Here is a 3,444-nt window from a genome sequence, read left to right as displayed (position 1 = left end):
CGCAGTTCTACTTCCGCACCACCGACGTGACCGGTGTGGTGCACCTGCCGGAAGGCACCGAGATGGTGATGCCGGGCGACAACATCGCGATGGAAGTGCACCTGATCGTGCCGATCGCGATGGAAGAGAAGCTGCGCTTCGCCATCCGCGAAGGCGGCCGCACGGTGGGCGCCGGCGTCGTCGCCGCGATCATCGAGTAACAACTCGGGCGACGTGATGAGCTTGGGGAAGCCGCGCATACGCTTTGCCGTATGCGCGGCTTTTCTTTTCGCTTGGGCATGGCCGATGGCAGGCGAGGCGACCTGCCCGGACCGGCCGCCGTGCAAAGGTTGTGGCTGCAGGGGCGGTCCTGGCTATCGCGCGCCGGATGGTCACTGCGTCGGTTTCCGCGAACTCGACCGGGTGTGCGGCACCCCGCCGAGCCGCTGCGTGTTCGAGAATGCGCCGGGCACCGGCGCCAACCGGGAATGCGCGCTGGCGCGTCCGGCGCGGCCCGGATCCAGGCGCGCTGCCGAGCCCGCCCCCAACGCGGCAGTGGAATAGACCAAAGCCTAACCGCGCATCCCACTTGCCAGCAGGGGGGTGCCTATGCTTCAACCGGCGCGTTCGGCGGCGACGCCGGCCCTAGGAGTGTAGCTCAATTGGTAGAGCACCGGTCTCCAAAACCGGGGGTTGGGAGTTCGAGCCTCTCCACTCCTGCCAGGCGCGCTCCGGAAATCTGACAGCTGGTTGAAACTGAACGGCTTTTCTGTCTGCGGCGGGTTGCCGCGACGGTCCCGTGCGCTGCTCTGTCCACCGCCGCGCAGCTTGACGTTTTGCCGAACTCGCCATACAAGGCCTCACTCGCTGCCGGCCCGCTTCGACGGATTTCCGGCGCGGCTTTGATTTCCCGAAAATTGGGCCCGTTGTCGGCTCATCCCCGGCGAGGTTCGCCAGGGTTGGGTTCACCGGGGCTGTTCGGATTTCTGAAACACCCACATTCGACTGATCTGGATCACACGATGGCCTTCAGCCCGTTCAAATTCCTGCAGGAAGTGCGGAGCGAGACCGCCAAGGTGACCTGGCCGACCCGCCGCGAAACCTCGATCACCACGATCATGGTGTTCGTGATGGTGGCGCTGGCTTCGATCTTCTTTTTTGCCGCCGACCAGGTGATCAGCGTTCTGATCCGCCTGTTGCTCGGCGTTTGACGGCAGGCCCCTTACCATGAGCATGCGCTGGTATATCGTCCACGCCTATTCGAACTTCGAAAAGAAGGTCGCCGAATCGATCAAGGAGCAGGCCAAGCAACGTGGCCTGGAAGATCTGTTCGAGCAGGTGCTGGTGCCGACCGAGAAGGTCACCGAGGTGCGCCGCGGCCGCAAGGTCGACGCCGAGCGCAAGTTCTTCCCGGGCTACGTGCTGGTGAAGATGAACCTCACCGACGAAGCCTTCCACCTGATCAAGAACACCCCGAAGGTCACCGGTTTCCTCGGCGCCGAGAACAAGCCGATGCCGATCTCGGAGTCCGAGGCGATGCGCATCCTGCACCAGGTGCAGGAAGGCGTGGAGCGCCCGAAGGCGTCGGTGTCGTTCGAGATCGGCGAGAACGTTCGCGTCGCCGACGGTCCGTTCGCGTCGTTCTCCGGCGTGGTCGAGGAAATCGACGAGGCGCGTTCGCGCGTGAAGGTCGCGGTGTCGATCTTCGGCCGCGCGACCCCGGTCGAACTGGAATTCGGTCAGGTCGAGAAGGTCTGATCGTTACTGTCATTGCCGGGCTTGACCCGGCAATCCATCCGCTTCGTTTGAAGAGGGATGGATGCCCGGATCAAGTCCGGGCATGACGGAAGAGGGCAGGGCGGAGGCTCTGCTCTTTAGAGACGTGGGAGGCGTGCCGGTGATCGCCAGTCATCGGAAAGCGCCCCACCACGGAACCTGAAACCGCCGGTTCGCCGGCAACAGGAGAGTTGGTATGGCAAAGAAAGTGACCGGATACCTGAAGTTGCAGGTGCCGGCCGGAGCGGCGAACCCGTCGCCTCCGATCGGTCCCGCGCTTGGTCAGCGCGGCCTCAACATCATGGAGTTCTGCAAGGCGTTCAACGCGCAGACCCAGAAGGAAGAGAAGAACACGCCGATTCCGGTGGTGATCACGATCTACGCCGATCGTTCGTTCACCTTCGAGATGAAGACCCCGCCGATGTCCTACTTCCTCAAGCAGGCGGCCAAGATCCAGTCCGGCTCCAAGGCGCCGGGCCGTGACTTCGTCGGCAAGGTGACCTCCGCGCAGGTGCGCGAGATCGCCGAGAAGAAGATGAAGGATCTCAATTGCGACACCGTCGATTCGGCCATGCGCATGGTCGAGGGCTCTGCCCGTTCGATGGGCCTGCGGGTCGAGGGGTAAGGCGAACATGGCAATCGGTAAGCGTCTGAAGAAGATCCGGGAAGGCATCGACCGCACCAAGCTGTATCCGCTCGACGAAGCGGTGAAGCTGGTCAAGGAGCGCGCCATCTCGAAGTTCGACGAGACCATCGAGGTCGCGATCAACCGCGGCGTCGATCCGCGCCACCCTGACCAGATGGTCCGCGGCGTGGTCATGCTGCCGAACGGCACCGGCCGTACCGTGCGCGTCGGCGTGTTCGCGCGCGGCGCCAAGGCGGACGAAGCCAAGGCTGCGGGCGCCGACGTGGTCGGCGCGGAAGATCTGGTGGAGCAGGTTCAGGCCGGCAACATCAACTTCGACCGCTGCATCGCCACCCCGGACATGATGCCCCTGGTCGGCCGCCTCGGTAAGGTGCTCGGCCCGCGCGGCATGATGCCGAACCCGAAGATCGGCACGGTGACCATGGACGTCGCCGGCGCGGTCAAGGGTGCCAAGGGCGGTTCGGTCGAGTTCCGCGTCGAGAAGGCCGGTATCATCCAGGCCGGCGTCGGCAAGGCCTCGTTCGACGCCGACAAGCTGGTGGAGAACATCAAGGCGCTCGCGGACGCGGTCAACAAGGCCAAGCCGACCGGCGCCAAGGGTACCTACATTCAGCGCGTCGCGGTGTCCTCGACCATGGGCCCGGGCGTGAAGGTCGAGCCGGGCACCGTCCACTAAGTCCGTTGCCCGGACGATGACGATTTGAAGAGGGCGGACGGGGCAACCCGTTCGCCCTTTTTGTTTGCTCGCAAAACAACAAAAAACGGGAGGGGCAGAAATGGCCGACAAGGTTCTGGTGGCGTCGCGGTTTGGGCGGTCGATGCTGGGGAGATTTGCCGAGCGGTTCGAGCTTCTGGAGACCGCCGGCAAACCGGCCGATCAGGTGTTCAGTGCCGCCGAGCTCGCCGATGTCCGCGCGCTGCTGACGATGGGCGGGCAGCCGCTCGGCCGCGAGACTTTCGACATGCTGCCGGCGCTCGGCGCGGTGGTCTGCTACGGCACCGGCTATGACGGCGTCGACCTGAAGGGCGCCGCCGAGCGCGGT

General features: G+C 64.6%; 5 protein-coding genes, 1 tRNA gene and 1 pseudogene. All 7 read left to right on the top strand.

All coding sequences use genetic code 11. The features are described from left to right. The coding region (locus DYI24_RS23540; RefSeq protein WP_502706336.1) for an EF-Tu C-terminal domain-related protein at positions 1-200 on the top strand (200 nt) is incomplete at its 5' end. Between the two features lie 426 nt (positions 201-626). Next, positions 627-702: transfer RNA gene (locus DYI24_RS23535), tRNA-Trp, on the top strand. 299 nt (positions 703-1,001) lie between these two features. Next, positions 1,002-1,190: a preprotein translocase subunit SecE gene (secE, locus tag DYI24_RS23530; RefSeq protein WP_012496665.1), complete on the top strand. Its 189-nt coding sequence runs from the start codon at positions 1,002-1,004 to the stop codon at positions 1,188-1,190. Between the two features lie 16 nt (positions 1,191-1,206). Further along, positions 1,207-1,737 carry a transcription termination/antitermination protein NusG gene (nusG, locus tag DYI24_RS23525; RefSeq protein ID WP_011158817.1) on the top strand — a complete coding sequence of 177 codons (531 nt, stop codon included), beginning with the start codon at positions 1,207-1,209 and terminating at the stop codon, positions 1,735-1,737. Between the two features lie 214 nt (positions 1,738-1,951). Beyond that, positions 1,952-2,380 (top strand): 50S ribosomal protein L11, encoded by a 429-nt coding sequence (rplK, locus tag DYI24_RS23520; protein ID WP_107345094.1) that lies wholly within the window; start codon positions 1,952-1,954, stop codon positions 2,378-2,380. 7 nt (positions 2,381-2,387) lie between these two features. Next, positions 2,388-3,077 carry a 50S ribosomal protein L1 gene (gene rplA / locus DYI24_RS23515; RefSeq protein WP_164574047.1) on the top strand — a complete coding sequence of 230 codons (690 nt, stop codon included), beginning with the start codon at positions 2,388-2,390 and terminating at the stop codon, positions 3,075-3,077. Between the two features lie 100 nt (positions 3,078-3,177). Then, a pseudogene (locus DYI24_RS23510) lies at positions 3,178-3,444 on the top strand (2-hydroxyacid dehydrogenase); the annotation flags it as partial.

Origin of the sequence: Rhodopseudomonas sp. BR0C11, from assembly GCF_010820945.1 — a bacterium.
In the GTDB taxonomy this organism is placed as follows: domain Bacteria; phylum Pseudomonadota; class Alphaproteobacteria; order Rhizobiales; family Xanthobacteraceae; genus Rhodopseudomonas; species Rhodopseudomonas palustris_H.
This window is presented reverse-complemented; position numbering and strand designations above follow the sequence as displayed.

Excerpts from the sequence above, each read along its gene's own strand:
- nusG (WP_011158817.1), top strand. The coding sequence starts at position 1,207 with ATGAGCATGCGCTGGTATATCGTCCACGCCTATTCGAACTTCGAAAAG.
- rplA (WP_164574047.1), top strand. The coding sequence starts at position 2,388 with ATGGCAATCGGTAAGCGTCTGAAGAAGATCCGGGAAGGCATCGACCGC.
- secE (WP_012496665.1), top strand. The coding sequence starts at position 1,002 with ATGGCCTTCAGCCCGTTCAAATTCCTGCAGGAAGTGCGGAGCGAGACC.
- rplK (WP_107345094.1), top strand. The coding sequence starts at position 1,952 with ATGGCAAAGAAAGTGACCGGATACCTGAAGTTGCAGGTGCCGGCCGGA.